The 16,111-nt window shown below is 47.4% G+C and carries 17 protein-coding genes and 1 tRNA gene; 5 read left to right on the forward strand and 13 right to left on the reverse strand.

The features are described from left to right. Positions 1-6: 6 nt before the first annotated feature. The 4 genes from murB to D3H65_RS08260 form a co-directional block, all read right to left on the reverse strand. Entirely contained in the window at positions 7-1,020 is a 1,014-nt protein-coding gene (gene murB / locus D3H65_RS08245; protein ID WP_119049860.1) for a UDP-N-acetylmuramate dehydrogenase, read from the reverse strand. 83 nt (positions 1,021-1,103) lie between these two features. Further along, positions 1,104-3,554: a replication restart helicase PriA gene (gene priA, locus D3H65_RS08250; protein ID WP_119049861.1), complete on the reverse strand. Its 2,451-nt coding sequence runs from the start codon at positions 3,552-3,554 to the stop codon at positions 1,104-1,106. A gap of 200 nt (positions 3,555-3,754) precedes the next feature. After that, entirely contained in the window at positions 3,755-4,513 is a 759-nt protein-coding gene (locus D3H65_RS08255) for a lysophospholipid acyltransferase family protein (RefSeq protein WP_119049862.1), read from the reverse strand. Positions 4,514-4,652: 139 nt separating this feature from the next. Continuing rightward, positions 4,653-5,141 carry a DUF4258 domain-containing protein gene (locus tag D3H65_RS08260; RefSeq protein WP_119049863.1) on the reverse strand — a complete coding sequence of 163 codons (489 nt, stop codon included), beginning with the start codon at positions 5,139-5,141 and terminating at the stop codon, positions 4,653-4,655. A gap of 215 nt (positions 5,142-5,356) precedes the next feature. Between D3H65_RS08260 and mtaB the strand changes: the two genes are divergently transcribed. Together mtaB and D3H65_RS08270 are read left to right on the forward strand one after the other, a co-directional pair. Next, positions 5,357-6,631 (forward strand): tRNA (N(6)-L-threonylcarbamoyladenosine(37)-C(2))-methylthiotransferase MtaB, encoded by a 1,275-nt coding sequence (mtaB, locus tag D3H65_RS08265; protein WP_119049864.1) that lies wholly within the window; start codon positions 5,357-5,359, stop codon positions 6,629-6,631. 39 nt (positions 6,632-6,670) lie between these two features. Beyond that, a complete protein-coding gene (locus D3H65_RS08270; protein ID WP_162915486.1) occupies positions 6,671-6,961 on the forward strand; it encodes a hypothetical protein in 291 nt (96 codons plus the stop codon). An 82-nt stretch (positions 6,962-7,043) separates the two neighbouring features. Here the strand turns inward: D3H65_RS08270 and D3H65_RS08275 are convergent, their stop codons facing one another. Continuing rightward, positions 7,044-7,607, reverse strand: a complete 564-nt coding sequence (locus D3H65_RS08275) for a SanA/YdcF family protein (RefSeq protein WP_119049866.1) — start codon at positions 7,605-7,607, stop codon at positions 7,044-7,046. A gap of 177 nt (positions 7,608-7,784) precedes the next feature. After that, positions 7,785-8,348: a DNA-3-methyladenine glycosylase I gene (locus D3H65_RS08280; protein ID WP_245999699.1), complete on the reverse strand. Its 564-nt coding sequence runs from the start codon at positions 8,346-8,348 to the stop codon at positions 7,785-7,787. 347 nt (positions 8,349-8,695) lie between these two features. On the opposite strand from D3H65_RS08280, the gene D3H65_RS08285 reads away from it, so the two are divergent. Further along, complete coding sequence (locus D3H65_RS08285; protein ID WP_119049867.1) at positions 8,696-10,135, forward strand: hybrid sensor histidine kinase/response regulator; 1,440 nt, start codon at positions 8,696-8,698, stop codon at positions 10,133-10,135. 11 nt (positions 10,136-10,146) lie between these two features. Here the strand turns inward: D3H65_RS08285 and D3H65_RS08290 are convergent, their stop codons facing one another. Continuing rightward, a complete protein-coding gene (locus tag D3H65_RS08290; RefSeq protein ID WP_119049868.1) occupies positions 10,147-10,578 on the reverse strand; it encodes a response regulator in 432 nt (143 codons plus the stop codon). A 4-nt stretch (positions 10,579-10,582) separates the two neighbouring features. Next, the gene (locus D3H65_RS08295) at positions 10,583-12,115 is read right to left on the reverse strand and encodes a sensor histidine kinase (RefSeq protein WP_162915487.1); all 1,533 of its coding nucleotides are present in this window, start codon (positions 12,113-12,115) and stop codon (positions 10,583-10,585) included. Positions 12,116-12,541: 426 nt separating this feature from the next. Here D3H65_RS08295 and D3H65_RS08300 point away from each other — a divergent pair, with 426 nt between their 5' ends. Both D3H65_RS08300 and D3H65_RS08305 read left to right on the forward strand, forming a co-directional pair. After that, positions 12,542-13,033, forward strand: coding sequence for a hypothetical protein (locus D3H65_RS08300; protein WP_119049870.1), 492 nt, complete (start codon positions 12,542-12,544; stop codon positions 13,031-13,033). A 106-nt stretch (positions 13,034-13,139) separates the two neighbouring features. Further along, the gene (locus D3H65_RS08305) at positions 13,140-13,871 is read left to right on the forward strand and encodes an esterase family protein (protein WP_119049871.1); all 732 of its coding nucleotides are present in this window, start codon (positions 13,140-13,142) and stop codon (positions 13,869-13,871) included. A gap of 165 nt (positions 13,872-14,036) precedes the next feature. Here the strand turns inward: D3H65_RS08305 and D3H65_RS08310 are convergent, their stop codons facing one another. From D3H65_RS08310 to D3H65_RS08330, 5 genes are all read right to left on the reverse strand, one after another. Continuing rightward, on the reverse strand, positions 14,037-14,447 hold the full coding sequence (locus tag D3H65_RS08310; protein ID WP_119049872.1) for a hypothetical protein: 411 nt from the start codon (positions 14,445-14,447) through the stop codon (positions 14,037-14,039). Positions 14,448-14,449: 2 nt separating this feature from the next. Continuing rightward, complete coding sequence (locus D3H65_RS08315) at positions 14,450-14,695, reverse strand: hypothetical protein (RefSeq protein WP_119049873.1); 246 nt, start codon at positions 14,693-14,695, stop codon at positions 14,450-14,452. Between the two features lie 178 nt (positions 14,696-14,873). Beyond that, the gene (aat, locus tag D3H65_RS08320) at positions 14,874-15,518 is read right to left on the reverse strand and encodes a leucyl/phenylalanyl-tRNA--protein transferase (protein WP_119049874.1); all 645 of its coding nucleotides are present in this window, start codon (positions 15,516-15,518) and stop codon (positions 14,874-14,876) included. Between the two features lie 12 nt (positions 15,519-15,530). Beyond that, a complete protein-coding gene (locus tag D3H65_RS08325) occupies positions 15,531-15,830 on the reverse strand; it encodes an ATP-dependent Clp protease adaptor ClpS (RefSeq protein ID WP_119049875.1) in 300 nt (99 codons plus the stop codon). Positions 15,831-16,004: 174 nt separating this feature from the next. Then, positions 16,005-16,082, reverse strand: a tRNA-Val gene (locus tag D3H65_RS08330). Between the last annotated feature and the right edge of the window lie 29 nt (positions 16,083-16,111).

The raw sequence follows: 16,111 nt of genomic DNA on the forward strand, positions 1-16,111 counted from the left end.
AAAGCATCAAACAATATTCACTTCCCGTTCCAGCGTTACGCCAAAGGTAGACTGTACGCTTTGGAGTATATCTTCACTGAGGTCATAGATCTCTTTTCCCGTGGCATGGCCATAATTGACCAACACCAATGCCTGCCTGGCATGGCATCCGGCATCTCCCCTGCGTACGCCTTTCCATCCACATTGTTCAATAAGCCAGCCAGCTGCCAGCTTTACCGTACCATCGGCATTGGTATAACCAACGATCCCCGGAAATGTCGCCTGCAATGTTTGAAAGAATGCCGCTGGCACCGAAGGGTTTTTAAAGAAGCTGCCCGTATTGCCAATATCCTTGGGATCGGGCAATTTGGAGCGGCGGATATTGATCACCGCCTGCGAAATGGCTTGTATGGTTAGCTGCTGCACCTGCATGCGTTCCAGTTCCTGTTCAATAGCTCCATAGGAGGTATGGAAGGTGGGGGTCTTATGAAGCCGGTAGGTAACACTGAGGATCACAAACTGATCGCGGAAGCGGCGTTTGAATACACTCTCCCGATAGCCGAAGTCGCAATCATTGAGGCTGAACACCTGCATCTTTTTATCGTGCAAATGAAAAGCTTCCAGCTCCTGGAACACATCTTTGATCTCTACCCCATAAGCGCCGATATTCTGCATGGGGCTGGCGCCTACATTACCAGGAATGAGTGAAAGGTTCTCTACACCAGCCAGGTTTCTGTGGAGGCAATATTCTACAAAGCCATGCCAGTTCTCTCCTGCCCCTGCTTTCACATACACATAGTGATCATCTTCCGCCACTACCTGCATGCCCTTTACTTCATTCTTCAATACCCATCCGTCATAATCCTTGGTGAAAAGGATATTGCTGCCGCCGCCCAGGATCAGCGTTGGCGCTGAAGCACCCCGCGCTTCCATCAACTGTAACAAATCTTCAGCACTACTAAAAGAAGCGAATGACCGGGCCTTCACATCAATACCCATCGTATTGTAAGGCAGGAGGGAAATATTTTGCTGGATCTGCATAATGATAATTAAAACTGCTCAAATTTAACCAGTGTCTGGCAAAAACAACGAGCCATTGCCGATTGTCGACTGCCGATTGCCGACTACATCGTATCCACATCCACGATCACTACCACTTTCTTAAAATACTGGTGATTATGCAGGATGGCGATTTGTTCCTGTATCTGTTGTTTGCAATGTTGAATGATCTGGGCCTCCCTGGGTAGTTTGATCAGGAGTTCCATGAGGTACTGGTTGCGTATGCGGTTTACCACAGGTTCCGCCGGTCCTACCAGGTAGTTGCCGAAGGCTGTTTTGAGCGAAGCTGCTACACTATTGGCGGCTGCATCGGCCACATCTTTCACATAGTGTTTAAAAGTGAGCAGGATGCAGCGGGAGAAAGGCGGATAGGCAAACTGTTTCCTGCCCTCAATTTCATGCAGGTAAAACGAATGGTAATCGTGTTGCTGTACATACCCCAGCACCGGGTGCCTGGTATTGGACACCTGTATCATTACATGCCCCTGTGTATCCTTTCGGCCTGCCCGCCCGCTTACCTGTTCCATTAGCTGGAATGCCCGTTCATTGACCCGGAAATCGGCAAAGCTCAGCAGACTGTCTGCATCGAGGATGCCTACCAGTTCCACATGTTCAAAATCCAGTCCTTTCACCACCATCTGCGTACCCACCAGCATATCGAGCTTTTGCTGTTCAAACTGCTGAATGAGACTGTCATGGGCAGTTTTCCCCTTTACACTGTCCACATCCATGCGCGCGATCCTGTATTTGGGAAACATTTCCTCCAGCTGCTCTTCAATTTTCTCTGTGCCGAAATTGCGCGTCAGGAACCGGTCGCTGCCACAGGCCATACAGGTATACACCGGTGGATAGACGGTACCACAATAATGGCAATGGAGTTTGTTGGTGTTCTTGTGAAAGGTAAGCGACACATCACAATACTTACACTGTGGTATCCAGCCGCAGGCCTGGCATATCTGGTAGGGCGAATAGCCCCGGCGATTCTGGAAAAGGATCACCTGCTTGTTCTTTTGCAGTGTATTTTCAATCGCTGCCTGTAGCTCCGGCGAAATGATCACCTTGTCCCTGTCGGGCCTGAGTATTTTCTTGGTATCGATGATATTGATGATGGGCAGTTGTACGCCGCCAAACCGTTCATTGAGGGTTACGAACCCATACTTTTGGGTTTGCGCATTGTAATAGCTTTCTACAGAGGGGGTGGCGCTGCCCAATAATACCCGGGCATTGAAGAGTGAGGCATAATACACCGCTCCATCACGCGCGTGGTAGCGCGGCGCGGGGTCCTGCTGCTTGTAAGAGGCATCATGCTCTTCATCGCCTACGATCAACCCAAGATCGCTGAACGGAAGGAACAAAGAAGAACGGGCGCCCAACACGATCTTCAACTCGCCATTTTTCACCTTATTCCAGATCTCCAGTCTTTCATTCTGGTTAAACTTGCTGTGATAGATACCGATATAACCACCGAAATGCCTTTGCAGGCGGCGGATGATCTGGGAGGTGAGCGCGATCTCGGGCAACAGGTAAAGCACCTGTTTGCCCTTACGTACAAATTGCTCTATGAGCTTAATATATACCTGCGTTTTTCCACTGGAGGTAACGCCGTGCAGCAGGCAAACCGGTTTTTCCACCAGCGAAGCCTGCACCGCTTCCAGTGCTGTTTGCTGTGCAGGTGTAAGCGTAAAATCGATATTGATATTCCGGGGCAGGTACATCAACCTGTCCACATGCCTTTTCTCCAGGAAGAGGATATGCTTGTCTACCAGCCCCTTCAATTGGGCATCCGTAGCATTGCTTTTTTTGAGAAGCTGCGGTTTGGACACCTCGCCTTCTGTTTTCATGAGGTGCAGGTAACTGAGCAATAGCTCCATTTGCTTTTCCGCCCGCTGTAGTTTCTTGTCCTCATTCAACAGTTTTGCCAGTTCATCCTCATTGTCGTAAACAGGATTCAACAATACAAAGGTCTCTTTCTTGGGCGTATAGGTTTCTTTCAGGGCCTCCCATACAAAACAAACCTTTTTATCGATCAGCCTTTTGATGACGGGGTATACATGCGAGGAGTCCAGCAACTGCTGCACCTCTCCTATCTTCAGCTCTTTCTTCAACAGGAGCGCCTCTCCTACCAGGTATTCATCATGGTCGAGCTGGTCGAAATTCTCGCCGTACTCTTCATTGAATACCAGCTGCGTTTCGCTGCTCAATTTGAAGTGCGAAGGGAGTGCTGCGGCCATTACCTCTCCTTCACTGCACATATAATACCGGGCGATCCATTCCCACAGTTTCAGTTGTTCGGGGTAAACAATGGGCTCTGCATCCAACACATTGAGGATATCCTTGGCTTCAAAGAATTCCGGCCTTTCATCATGTATCCTCTTTACAACCCCTGCATACCTTTTGGTTTGCTTTAAACCTACTTCCACACGCACGCCCGGCTTTACCTGCTCCAGCAAATGCTCAGGTACTGCCCAGGTATAGTTCTTAGGTAAAGCCAGCGGGATGATCACTTCTGCAAACAAATCAAAAAGATTTAAACCGCAATATACGTGTTGTTTCGCGTTTTGAGTTTCGGGTTTAGCGTTGCTGCCGCGCTTTAAAGAAGTTGATTATTTATCGGCTGTTTGATACAGCACTGTTGCGCTTTCAGTGGTTTTCGGTTTAGTCAATAAGTTCCACCTGAAGAACCCGAAACACCAAACTCCAAACACGACACGCGAAATTATTCGATCCAGGAAGCTTTGTATTCCTTCAACTTTTGCTCCATGATATTGTATACCTGTTGCTTCAGCGCGGGCAGGTCTTTGTTCGTCATGCCATTCACGGGAATGGGCGCCAGGAATACCGATCTCGAACGACCGGGGTTAAGGGAAAATATACTGCGGTAGTGCATCCTGGAGTAGGCATCGAGGAAAAGGACAGGTTTGATGGGTGTTTGCGTTTCTATAGCGATGCGAAAGGCGCCATCATAGAAATCCTTCACCGGCTGATGCGTTTCATTGAAGGTGCCTTCGGGAAATAGGAAGATAGAGATGCCTTTTTTGATCACCGATTTCAGCACCCGTACACTGCGGGCCCGGTTCTCGGCACTGCTCCTGTCTACTGTTACCACCGCATTCCTGTAGATAATACCAAATACCGGTATTTTAGACATTTCTACTTTGCCCAGCACCCGCACAGGCTGGCGGAGCGTAGCTACAATGATCGGCGCGTCGAGGTAGGAAATATGATTGGCGACAAAAATGTATTGTTCCTTTTTATCATGCGGCACTTCGTACAGGTTGCGGTGCCGGATACCGATCAGGAAAAACCATATTTCACCCCACATAATACATACACCGTAAATAAAATTGCCCCCTTTGATCTTGCCAAAAAAAGAAGCGATCAGCACCCAGGGCACTACCAGGAGCATCAATATGATAAACACAAGAGTAGCATAGATACAATAGATCCACCGTAACAGGGTGAAGAGGTATTTCATGGGGCACTTTCGGTATTAGAATAGGGGAAAATAAGCATTTAGTTTGAGAAAAGCTACGAGCGGTGAGCCACGAGCTGCGAGCCTTTCGCCCGGAATTAACAAACTACCTGCTCGCAGCTCGAAGCTGGTAGCTCGCAGCCTATTTACAATCGCAGGTCCAGTCCGTATCCAGGTCAATGACCGTGATCACCAGCATACCACGGCTGGTGGGAGCAAATACAATGCGCACCTGCTGACCATCGTGTGTTCTGCCTTCTAAAGCATATTTAGGGTCAGGCCGGCCGGCGGGTTCACTCTTCCGTTCATTGATCACTCCCTGCTCCAGGATCTCTTTTACTTCGCTTTCGTCGATATGGCGGCAGCCCATCCGGCAGCGGGCATGTTTGGTATAGATCAGCTTGCCCACCCGGCGGTCGAATCTATTTTCCCGTACGGGTTTATCACTGGGCGGATCGGTGGCACGGCCAGGCTCCCGGGGGCCGGGGTCGGTCCTGTCCTTCCTGCTTTCCTGCTCCTGCCTGGGCTTTTCGCTTTCTTTTTCGCGTGAGCGATTGTTATTCAATACGATACCTACTGCAATAGCAAGCACTATTAAAGCGACCGAAACAGGGCCCCGCGTCTTTTTCATGCGCCAAATTAAGGAATTCCATGTTTCGCGTGTCGGGTCTAGCGTTTCGTGTTCTATTATTGCGGGAATGCTTCACCATCTCCTTACCCGCGAATACCGTCCGTGTTTCTCTACCAGACCAGCCAGAAACTTAGTCAATCAGTTAAAAGTGCGGCAGCAACCCGAAACCCGACACCCGAAACTCCAAACCTAATTCCCCGTATCTTTGCCCCGTCATGGCAGAAAAAAGGACAGTAGCATTTCATACACTTGGTTGTAAGCTCAATTTTTCAGAGACCTCCTCGCTTTCCCGGTTACTGGAAAATGAAGGATTTGAGAAGACTGACTTTGAGAATCAGGCAGATGTGTATGTTATCAACACCTGTTCGGTTACGGATAATGCCGATAAGGAGTGCCGTCATCTGGTACGCCGCATTCAGCGCAAATCGCCCGAAAGCCTGGTTGTGATCACCGGCTGCTATGCCCAGTTAAAACCAAAGGAAATAGCCGAAATACCGGGCGTAGACCTGGTACTGGGCGCCGCTGAAAAGTTCAATATAGCCCATCATATCCGCGAACTGGCAAAAGGCGACTCGGCCAAAATATGCAGTTGCGATATTGAGACCATCACGGGATTCAATGCTTCCTATTCTTTAAATGACAGGACCCGCACTTTTCTCAAAGTGCAGGATGGCTGTGATTATAACTGCTCTTTCTGCACCATTCCCATGGCCCGGGGGAAAAGCCGTAGTGATACCATAACCAATGTGTTGCGCAATGTAGCCGAACTGGCCACCACCAGTGTGAAGGAGATCGTTTTAACAGGGGTGAACCTGGGAGATTTTGGAAAGGGTCCGGACGGCAACAAAAAGCAGGAAGAGACCTTTTTCGACCTGATCCGGGAGCTGGACAAGGTACAGGGCATCGAACGCTACCGCATCTCCTCCATAGAACCCAACCTGCTCACCAACGAGATCATTGAATTTGTAGCCAACAGCAACAAGTTCATGCCTCACTTCCATATTCCCCTGCAAAGCGGCAGTAATCATATGCTGGGACTCATGAGAAGGCGATATAAGCGCGAATTGTACGCCGATCGCGTAAGGCTCATCAAAACCCTCATGCCTCATTGTGCCATCGGTGTCGACGTCATTGTAGGCTTCCCCGGCGAGTCAAATGACCATTTCAAAGAAACTTTTGACTTTTTGCACGCGCTTGACGTAACTTATCTCCACGTTTTCACGTATTCAGAGAGGGACAATACCAAAGCATTGGAAATTGAGCCCGTAGTTCCGATCCATATCCGCAATGAAAGAAATAAAACGCTGCGCAACTTGTCCTATATGAAAATGCAGTACTTTACCCAACTGCATGCTGGTCAAACACGTAAAGTGTTATTTGAAAGGCAGGATAAAAATGGTATCATGGAAGGTTATACCGACAACTACATTAAAGTAACCATGCCTTACAGAGCCGACTACGCCAACCAGGTAACAGACTGTACTTTGTAAACAATTGTGAATTGCTGAGTGTTAGTACAAATGGATAGTATGAAAAAATTCCAGGTTACGATACATTTTGAAATGGACGACGAGTTCATGTCCCTGGTTCCCTCCCACCGTGTATATATTGATACACTCATAGAAAAGGGGATCATAGATCAGTATGTAGTGTCTATGGAAACACAACGTGTGTGGATCACTTTTACGGCACAGGACAAAACTGAGATTGAAGAATACCTTGTTAAATCTCCCATTCACCGATACTGGACCTACGAGATCGACGAACTCTTTATCTACGATGGTCAACATTACCGCCTTCCCGCTGTGCAGCTGAACTAATACCTGTTTTCTTCCACACCGCAAGCGTGAACGTGATCAGCAGTCAGGGACATATTGCCGATTCACGACTGCCGATTGCTGATTAATATACCAGCCAGTATTTATAAAAGGCCGGAAACTCTCTGGTAAGGCCAAACCAATCTTTTATTGCACTGTATTTAGAACAGTCGCCTTCTACTGCGGAGAACCCCATTTTTTTAACAATGTATTTGGAACGGGTAATATGGTAGAAACTGGTGGCTACTACAGCTGACCTGCATTGTGCCGTTTGATTCCACGTCAGGAAATTCTTAGCGGTGAGGTAGCTGTTATTGCCATAATTGTCTACCACGATCGCCGAATCGGGTACGCCCTGCTCCAGCAGGTAATGACGCATACCATCGCCTTCAGGATAATCGGAAGTGCCAATCCCACCGCTTACGAATATTTTCTTCACCTGGTGGTTGCGGTAGAGATCCAATGCCGCATCTACCCGCCCCTGCAGCCAGGGTGATAAACTACCATCCTTAAAAACCGTACTGCCCAGAACGATGGCCACATCAGCCTGACCTTTAAAGTCACGCATTCCATCCTGTACAACCCAAAGACAATGTAAAAAGAACCAGGCGAGGAAGAAAAGGGAAAAGATCCGGAGCTTATTTAACATGAAGGAATTTTAATAGGTCAATACACACAGATAAATTTCGGGTTTCGGGTGTAGCGTTTCGGGTTCTTTGGTTCGAAGAAGCTGACTAAATTTTGTCTTCCTGTAAACGAAGTGGCCCTTATTCAACAAGCTCAAATCGCGGCAGCAACTCAAAACACGAAACCCCAAACACGAAACTTATACGCTGGTTGCCCAAACAGGCTTTTCTTTTAATATTTTCTTATAAACGGGACAAGATGGGATATGCGCACCCGGCAGGTAGCCGATGCTCATCAGGAAAGAGTGGACAATCTCGCCGCCGGTAAACAGGAATGTCTTTTTAAAGAGTTTCACCCATTCTTCTTTCGTGAGCAGGTGATGATCCTGCAGCCATTGCTGGAAAGAGCCTGCTTCCTGTTGTATCTGCCTGATGCGTTTGGCATTTTCAATGGCCGCATTGATCTTTAAGCGGTTCCGGATAATACCTTCGTCCTCCAGGAGACGGGCGATCTTTTTATCCGTATACCGGGCCACTTTTTCGATGGCAAAATTGTCAAAGGCTGCGTAGAAATGATCCTTCTTTTTCAGGATGGTGAGCCAGCTGAGGCCGGCCTGGTTGATCTCAAGTACCAACCTGGCAAACAATTCATTGTCGTCATGGATCGGAAACCCGTATTCGTAATCATGATAGTGAATATGCACATTGCCGGGCTCCATCTGCCATACGGCCTCGCAATAACTTCTTTTGGGCGCCTGTTGCATGTAATGGGTAGTTGATGCCGCTTTCCTTCCGGTTGGTTTAGCTCAGGAATGAAAATGCAGTGTTCAAAATTAGGCGGGGAAAAAAGAAATCCACGTAATTTTTTTGGGAAAGAAGTATTTAGTACCTTTTCTTCGCCTTTGCACCGTATTGACAGACCCATAGCAACGTTTCTACACTGACTAACCCTTTTATCAGAAAAGCATCGTGTCACTTACCTGTTGTTCACAACGCAGCAGTAACCCGGCCCGGAATTTACGGGCACCCGGTAACCGTAGGCTCTGAAATGGATTGAACAAGTTTATGCAGGTTTGAAGTAGCATCAGATCCGCATTACAAAAACCCTATTATGATCACGTCAACACATCCTTTGAACATATTGGTGGTAGAGGATAATCCCAGTGACTATTTTTTATTCACAGAATACCTTCGGTTAACCGGTTTACCCATCCGTGAATTACACCATGCAGAAAAACTACAAGAGGCACTGGAAATAGTGCAGGATGAAAGCCCCGACCTTATTTTCCTGGATCTTACCCTGCCCGATAGTGAAGGCATCCACTCTTTTGCCCGGATCAATGATCAGGCGCCCCATATCTCCATTATTGTGCTTTCCGGCCTTTCAGATACACAGGTAGCCCTGAATACCATCGTGATGGGCGCACAGGATTACCTGCTGAAAGGGGAATTTGATGAGAAACTCCTGGCCAAATCCATTCAATACAGCATCGAACGCAAGAAGATCCTGCAGAAAGTAGTGGAGAACTATGAGCGGTACAATACCCTGATCAAAGCAACCAATGATACCATCTGGGACTGGGACCTGCGCACCAATGAAATATTGTGGAATGAGGGGATCACCAATATTTTTGGCTTCAAACCCGTAGATGTGCAAAATACCATCGAATGGCACAATCAAAAGATACATCCTGACGACCGGGAACGGGTATTACAGAAAATAGACCAGTGCATCCACGAAGGCAAAGAGCAATGGCAGGAGGAATACCGCTACCTGTCGGCCGCCGGCACCTACCGTTTTGTCTATGACCGGGGATATATCCTGCGCAATGACCAGCGCAAACCTTACCGGGTGATCGGCGCCATGATGGATATTACCGAAAGAAAGAAGATGCAGGAAGAACTGCTGCGCAGCCAGATAGAGACCCAAAAACTGATCACACAGATCACCATCCAAACCCAGGAGCAGGAAAGAAGAGAGATCGGCCGGGAGCTGCATGACAATATCAACCAGATACTGGCCACAGCAAAACTGTGTGTGGACATGGCCATGAATGATGAGGATATCCGCAAGGAACTGCTGCACAAGAGCTATGATAATATATCCAAAGCCATTAATGAAATAAGGTCCTTATCGAAAAACCTGGTGCCGCCCTCCCTGGGCGATATAGGACTGAAGGAAGCCCTGCTGGAAATGATCGAGAACATGACCGTATCACCGGAACTGCATATCCGCATCAAGGCCAATGATCAGCATATAGAGACCCTCTCCAATAATAAAAAGCTGATCCTTTACCGCATTGTACAGGAACAAATGAACAATATTGTAAAGCACGCCCGTGCTACACATGCAGATATTGAACTAAAGACTTCCCGTAAAAAAGCCCACCTCGTGATCAAAGACAATGGGGTTGGATTTGATCCCAGGCAAAAAGCCAAAGGTATTGGCCTGAACAATATTGTGAGCAGGGTTGAAATGCAGAATGGTAATATGGAGATCATCAGCAGCAACGGGCAGGGCTGTGTACTGAAAGTGGATATCCCTCTCTAGAAGTCCGGAAGTTACGACTCCTGCCATCCAAAATGCTCTTCTAATATACCCATAATGATATCCTGGGTGAGCGGTTTATTGCGGTAACTGGAGATATAGCCGATCCTGCTGGCTTTCGATTCATCTTCGGGATTAAAGGAAGTAGTAAGCATGACCACTATGATCGATGCTTTTTGCTCCGGAGACAGCCTGGCATACCGCTCCAGGAACTCCCAGCCATCCATAGCGGGCATATTGATATCCAGGAATATCAATTCCGGCGTAGGCGGCTTACCGCCAGCAGCCCCCTGTTGCTTACCTGCCAGGTATTCCAGTGCTTCGAGAGCACTCTGTGTTACTTTTACCTCGTTCACACAGCCGGTTTCCTCAATGATCATCTTATTGAGGAAATTAGTGGGCTCATCGTCATCAATGAGCAACACACAATCTAATTTTCTTTTCATTTTATCACTGCATTTCAGAAATGGTAAAGAAAAACGTGCTCCCTACGCCGGGCTCAGACTTCACCCATATCCTTCCTCCATGTAGTTCCACTATCTTTTTACAATGCGCCAGGCCGATGCCCGATCCTTCATAATCCGTACGGTTATGTAAACGCTGAAAGATCACAAATATGCGATCCAGGTATTGCGCTTCTATGCCTATACCATTGTCGCTGATGGAAAACTCCCAGGTACCATTATTCTTCTGCGAATTGATCTCTACTACCGGCGGTTCGCCCGGCCGGCGGAATTTGATCGAATTGCTCACCAGGTTCTGGAACAACAGTTTCAGCTCTGTAGGAAAACCATCGAGCAGCGGCAAATTACCCGCCTTCACCTCCGCCTTGCTTTCCCGGATCACCCGGTTGAGGTCGGCCCTCACCTGCTCTACAATGCTGTTGCAATCCACCTGCCTTTTTTCCTTTTCCCGCCCCAGTCTCGAATAGTCCAGCAGGTCCTTGATGAGCACCTTCATACGATCCGACGACTGCACGATGTAATCCAGGTACTTATCGGCGTTCTCATCCAGTTTGCCTTTGTATTGCTTCCTCAGCAGGGCTACAAAGCTCGAAGTGGTACGCAAAGGCTCCTGCATATCGTGCGACGCTACATAGGCAAACTGCTCCAGCTCTTTATTCTTACGTTCCAATTCCTCTGTGCGTTGGCGTACTTTCCGTTCCAGCGTAATATTCGTATCACGGATCACCTTTTCCAGTTGCTTTTTTTCTGACACGTCCCGGATAGAAGCAGTAAGCATCAGCCCTTCATCCGTTTCCATGGGACTAAGACTCATTTCTACCGGAAACTCCCGTCCATCCTTTCGCAGGGCAAAGAGCTCAAATCCTTCGGCCACCTGGGTAGCCTGGGGAGTGTCATAAAAACGAAAACGCCGGAAGGGGTGCATTTTTTCATAGCGCCGGGGCATCAGCAGTTCAATCCGGTTACCCACCATTTCCTCCCTGAAATAGCCAAACATTTTTACCGTTTGGGCATTTACCAGTTGGATAATGCCTGCTTCATTGACCACAATGATACTATCGGGCATCCTTTCAAGAAAGTTCCTGAACTTTTCTTCTGCCTTTTTCCGTTGTTCCACTTCTTCCTCCAGCTCATGCGACGACCTTAAAGAAAAGGCCACAGGCAATACTTTGATGAGGTAAAACACAGTGATCCAGCTAAAGATAGCCGTGATAGCCCGTACCAATGCACTGAGCCTGTATACGGGAAACCAAAAAGTGATGACGTCCAGGAAATGTGTGGCGCCGCAAGCCAGGATGAAGCCTGCAAACAGGAAATACAACCGGATAAAACGCGCATCATGCTTCCTGGAAATATACCGGATAATAAAAAAGGGGATAGCAAAATAAGCCGACCACACGAGCAGGTCACTAATAATGTACAACCATCCATGGAACTCCGTCCATTTTCCACAATGCCAACGGGGGGGCCAGTCGGAGGTATCCAGCAGTCCGGCAAAAAATTCAACAACCTGGTTCATGCAATAGTATTGGCTCATCCCAGCCGATCAGCTAAGGGCTACAGGCAATGCCCATTTGATTTGCACATCGAATAGGATGAAGGTCAAACCTAAAGATACAATCAAATTTTTTTATTATATTATACGCTTAGCGTACACAGTTATCAGCAATCTTGGAAAAGGATGGTCTACCTGGTGGAGTTGCTCAGTAGATAAACAACGAGGGCAGCTTATTGACACAATTCAGGGCCAAACTATTGCATAAAAAATAATAAATAGGTTATCTAAAGAGGTGGTAATGCGCAATCTCCACTTAAAGCTCCCGTTGATGGATCACCGGCACGTTTTTAGCAGGTCCTCCACCCTGTTCATTGGAACTCAACGCAATATTCTTTTAATCTTGCCTGTTTTTTAGGCATATTTGTAGAAAATGTTCAGCTTATAACTATGAGAACTATCCTTTTTGCTTTATCCTGCGGTTTGATGGCCAGTTGTGGTCAAACAGGTACACATCCCTCTACTCCAAAGGCAGACAGCACCCAGCCGTCAACCGTTGTAAATGCGGCCAACAGCATCCGCCCATTCCGGGATACCGTGCGGAAAGAACCTGTGGCCGAATACCGGGTAAAGACTGATAATCCCCTCAATGACTGGTATTTTTCCGTCCGGTTGTTTGAGACGCCCAAGACCTTTTACTACCTCATTCGCCTGCAATTTGAAGAAATACAGGGCACAGATACCCTGAAGCTGCCCAATTTTGGCATCAATCCCCGGCCGGAAATACGCAAAGGCCCGGAAAACTATTCCTGCATCATTGGTTTTTTAGATAAGGACAACCAGTTCCGGGAGTACAAGAAGGTATACGTAGTAGGAGAAAGACTAAAGATCACGGCGCTGAAGCACTATGCCGTGTACACCTACCAGGATGAGAAAGAGTAAGTGGTAAAAGGCAGCGAGGCAACAAGGCAACGGGGAACGGCCCATATGCCGGGCTGTGTTGCTTCTTGTACAGGATGCTGTATCTTGGTATTATTAATCAATATACATGGAACGACAACTCACTTCCTGGTACAGCCCCGCGCTCAATAAAGAAATGCCGGTGGCTACTTATGGGTATTATGGATTTGCTTTGCTGCTCATACCTACTGCAGCAGCCGATTACCTCGAATATGAACGTTTTGGATTAATAGAATCCCTGCGGCCATTCATAGATGCCGGGAAAGTAAAAGTGTTTTCCATCAACAGCATCAATACGGAAAGCTGGATGAACAATGAGATGGAACCCCGGTACAAGGCCATCCGTCACCGTCAATGGAATGATTATGTATACCAGGAGGTAGTGCCTTTCATCCATACACAAAGCAGCCGGGAAACACCCATTATTACCTCAGGGGCTTCTTTCGGCGCCTTGCACAGCGCCAACCTGTTTTTCAAAAGACCGGATATCATCAATGGGTGTATTGCCATGAGTGGAGTATATGAACTGACAGAATACACCAAAGGCTATTTTGATGACGATGTGTATTTTAACAGTCCCATGCATTATATGCCCAATCTGTCCGATCACGCTATCCTGGAACAGATCAGGCAAAGCCATCATATCCACCTGCTTTCGGGCAGTGGCGACTATGAGGATCCTGAATCAGCCCGCCGGTTTGCGGGGATACTGTACGGAAAAGGCATCCATTATGAGCTTGACATCTGGGGACAGGAATGGCGGCACGACTGGCCTACCTGGAAGGCAATGTTGCCTCACTATCTGGGGACGAGATTTTAAAAGGCATTGAGGCAACAAGGCATCAAGGCAACGAGACAGTTTAGCGGTAAGGATCGTAGGTGATACGAAGGAATAATGAAGAAAGGTTAAAAGAAGCTGTTCAGGCAGTAAAGGCCTTAACAGTGCTACTAATCTTGTATACAGGCCTTGAACAGCCTCTTGAATTTATTGTTCAGGTTGCACACCAGCTTCCTTCTTTTCCAGCATATTGGTAATGATGTAAGGGCAAAAACTACAGGCTTTGGCGCCTTCCTGGTAATACCAGCGGCACGATGACCGGATGGAACAGTCGGGCAGCCGGGCCGGCAAATTGAGGTCTTCGTTGTTGTGGATGATCTTATCGATCACACCACATTGACCATTGCTCCATTGCCTGCATCCAGTGGTTACACATTTATTGCTGAATCGGAAATTACTTTCAGGGTCTCCCTGTTCTTGTGCTTCCCTGATGAAATCCTGGTCGATGGTAAGTGGCGTAGAAATATACCCTATTGTACCATCGCCATTCACCACACCCAGGAGGGTAGCACCTTCATCGCAGGTAGAACTGGGGCAACTTTTATCAGCCGGTTTCATCCTCAGAACTTTTGTTGTTTGAAGGCTACATTTCTTTTCAGCTCTTCGATTGAATTGAATTTACGCAACCAGATACCCAGCCATTCAGGATCAATTTTCAGCTTATTGCCGAAGACGCTTTTCTGTGCACCGGCTTTTACCAGGTGGCGCGCTACTACGGAGTTAATTTCTTTTTCCAGGGCAGTAGTAGCTGCCTTACTCAATTCTACATTTTCAAGACGAACCTTGAATTCGGTCTTTGTTGCCATGTTAATTGATTTAATTGTGATTAATGAATATCCGGGCATTCATGAAGAATGCTATACCAAATCTATTACTATAAATCGATATATGAAATACCACTTTCGTAGTACATGGGGTACTGTAGAGCTTTAGACGGAAGTCTGCACCAATTGGGAAACAGGAAGACTATTATAGGCTGGGCATTTAAAGCAGCTGACCAATGAGGGTAATGAAATCATTTCTGTCGATCATCCGGGCGCCGAGGGATTCGAGGTGCTCCGTGTATACCTGGCAATCGATCAGTTGAACTCCTTCCGCTTTTAATAACTGAACGTAGCTGATGAAGGCAAATTTGCTGGCATTGCTCATTTTACTGAACATACTCTCTCCAAAGAATACCTGCCCCATCCGGATGCCGTATAGCCCGCCTACGAGTTCACCATCCAGCCATACTTCTGCACTGTGTGCATCGCCGGCTTTGTGCAAGGCAATGTAGGCTGCTTCCACGGCCGGGGTAATCCAGGTACCATCCTGGCCGGACCGTTTAATGGATTTGCAATGCTCAATTACAGCAGGGAAAGCTGTATTGACGGTAAAAGTAAAAGCCTGTCGCTTCAGCAGCTGCTGCATGCTCTTACTCACCTTCAATTCGCCGGGAAACAATACAAACCGGGGATCGGGACACCACCAAAGTATATGGGCGCCTTCGTACCAGGGGAAGATACCGGAACGGTAAGCCAGTAATAACCGTTCGCGGGAAAGATCGCCACCAACCGCCAATAAGCCGTCGGGCTCAGCAAGATGAACAGGAGGAAAATACAACTCTTTTTCTAACGCAAATAACGGCATGGCGGCAAAAAGTTAGGCAGCCACTACTTCGATGGTGGCGCCGATGCCCCTGTCAGTAATAGCATCACATTGAGGCTTCAACTCATCGTAAGAACCTTGTTTTACAGCATATTTTCCCTGGTAATGGATGATATAGGCGCATTGCTCGGCCTGCTCGGCACTATGCCCGCATACCTGGATCAATGTTTCTATTACATGTTCAAAGGTGTTCACCTCATCATTCCATACGATAAGACTACAGGGGTCTTCCGTTTCCGTAAGCACATCTACGTCTTCCGATTCATATGGGCGTGTAGGTCCATCAAATGCCATAAACTCAGTGTATTAATGACACAAATGTATAAAAAGCCTTTAACCCGGGCAAGTAAGGGGATAATTATGATAATGGGCAACAAAACCGACATAGTATTGGTCAAGCAGTGTAGATAATATGTAAACATGGAAGGTCATAAATGCAAAAAGGCTCCACTATGTGAAGCCTTTAACTGGTGGGAGTTGACGGGCTCGAACCGCCGACCCTCTGCTTGTAAGGCAGATGCTCTGAACCAACTGAGCTAAACTCCCTTTTTTACCCAAATCTTAACCTCTTTTTC

This window comes from Paraflavitalea soli (genome assembly GCF_003555545.1).
GTDB lineage: Bacteria > Bacteroidota > Bacteroidia > Chitinophagales > Chitinophagaceae > Paraflavitalea > Paraflavitalea soli.

Excerpts from the sequence above, each read along its gene's own strand:
- murB (WP_119049860.1), bottom strand. The coding sequence starts at position 1,020 with ATGCAGATCCAGCAAAATATTTCCCTCCTGCCTTACAATACGATGGGT.
- D3H65_RS08255 (WP_119049862.1), bottom strand. The coding sequence starts at position 4,513 with ATGAAATACCTCTTCACCCTGTTACGGTGGATCTATTGTATCTATGCT.
- D3H65_RS08260 (WP_119049863.1), bottom strand. The coding sequence starts at position 5,141 with ATGAAAAAGACGCGGGGCCCTGTTTCGGTCGCTTTAATAGTGCTTGCT.
- mtaB (WP_119049864.1), top strand. The coding sequence starts at position 5,357 with ATGGCAGAAAAAAGGACAGTAGCATTTCATACACTTGGTTGTAAGCTC.
- D3H65_RS08270 (WP_162915486.1), top strand. The coding sequence starts at position 6,671 with ATGAAAAAATTCCAGGTTACGATACATTTTGAAATGGACGACGAGTTC.
- D3H65_RS08275 (WP_119049866.1), bottom strand. The coding sequence starts at position 7,607 with ATGTTAAATAAGCTCCGGATCTTTTCCCTTTTCTTCCTCGCCTGGTTC.
- D3H65_RS08280 (WP_245999699.1), bottom strand. The coding sequence starts at position 8,348 with ATGCAACAGGCGCCCAAAAGAAGTTATTGCGAGGCCGTATGGCAGATG.
- D3H65_RS08285 (WP_119049867.1), top strand. The coding sequence starts at position 8,696 with ATGATCACGTCAACACATCCTTTGAACATATTGGTGGTAGAGGATAAT.
- D3H65_RS08290 (WP_119049868.1), bottom strand. The coding sequence starts at position 10,578 with ATGAAAAGAAAATTAGATTGTGTGTTGCTCATTGATGACGATGAGCCC.
- D3H65_RS08295 (WP_162915487.1), bottom strand. The coding sequence starts at position 12,115 with ATGAACCAGGTTGTTGAATTTTTTGCCGGACTGCTGGATACCTCCGAC.
- D3H65_RS08300 (WP_119049870.1), top strand. The coding sequence starts at position 12,542 with ATGAGAACTATCCTTTTTGCTTTATCCTGCGGTTTGATGGCCAGTTGT.
- D3H65_RS08305 (WP_119049871.1), top strand. The coding sequence starts at position 13,140 with ATGGAACGACAACTCACTTCCTGGTACAGCCCCGCGCTCAATAAAGAA.
- D3H65_RS08310 (WP_119049872.1), bottom strand. The coding sequence starts at position 14,447 with ATGAAACCGGCTGATAAAAGTTGCCCCAGTTCTACCTGCGATGAAGGT.
- D3H65_RS08315 (WP_119049873.1), bottom strand. The coding sequence starts at position 14,695 with ATGGCAACAAAGACCGAATTCAAGGTTCGTCTTGAAAATGTAGAATTG.
- aat (WP_119049874.1), bottom strand. The coding sequence starts at position 15,518 with ATGCCGTTATTTGCGTTAGAAAAAGAGTTGTATTTTCCTCCTGTTCAT.
- D3H65_RS08325 (WP_119049875.1), bottom strand. The coding sequence starts at position 15,830 with ATGGCATTTGATGGACCTACACGCCCATATGAATCGGAAGACGTAGAT.